This is a genomic window from Arthrospira sp. PCC 8006 (genome assembly GCF_046480465.1).
Taxonomy (GTDB): Bacteria; Cyanobacteriota; Cyanobacteriia; order Cyanobacteriales; family Microcoleaceae; genus Limnospira; species Limnospira platensis.
Genome location: NZ_PKGG01000519.1, coordinates 1 through 594, shown reverse-complemented (window position 1 = coordinate 594; position 594 = coordinate 1). Strand labels below are relative to the sequence as shown.

Here is a 594-nt window from a genome sequence, read left to right as displayed (position 1 = left end):
CCAAAAACCCGCCCCCAATCACCAGTTTAGGTAATCATAAAAAAAACTCGAAAAATCCCGATTTTTCCCCTTGACAAATGCGGAAACTTGACTTATTATAAGATAATGGAAATCCGTGCGGACATATATAATGACTTTGCCAAATAGTCAATGGGAGTGAGCTGCTAGTAAATGAAACCCCTATGAACTTAACTGGCGCAAAAACCAGAGTTATTCCCCTCCATAGTTGAGGGAAATCTTCGGAATTTCGGTGTAACCATGACGGTTAAAGTCTCTGGTTACGGGTTCATAAACTCCATACAGAAAGGACAAAACTCTGGGGTTATGTTGATATACTCTGCGATCGCCGGAGGTAAAAGATAGCCTCGCTCTTGTTTCTCAATCAGCGATCGCTCTTCTAGGAATCTTAATGCTTTGATAATCTGATCAGCATTTGTTGATGATGGTATGTGTTGCCAAAAGGCGATCGCCAGAGGTTGCTCACTCCTCGCCAGTGTGTATAAAATTTGTCTTTCCAGAGCCGATAGTCCCTCTAATTGGGGTTTTATTAATTGACAGATACCACCACAAATAATTTGATGGTTACTCCAAAAA

1 pseudogene is annotated in these 594 nt (G+C 41.1%); it reads right to left on the bottom strand.

Annotation, left to right across the window (positions count from 1 at the left end):
• Positions 1 to 278: 278 nt before the first annotated feature.
• Positions 279 to 594 (bottom strand): annotated as a pseudogene (locus B9T16_RS29150) (hypothetical protein); the annotation flags it as partial.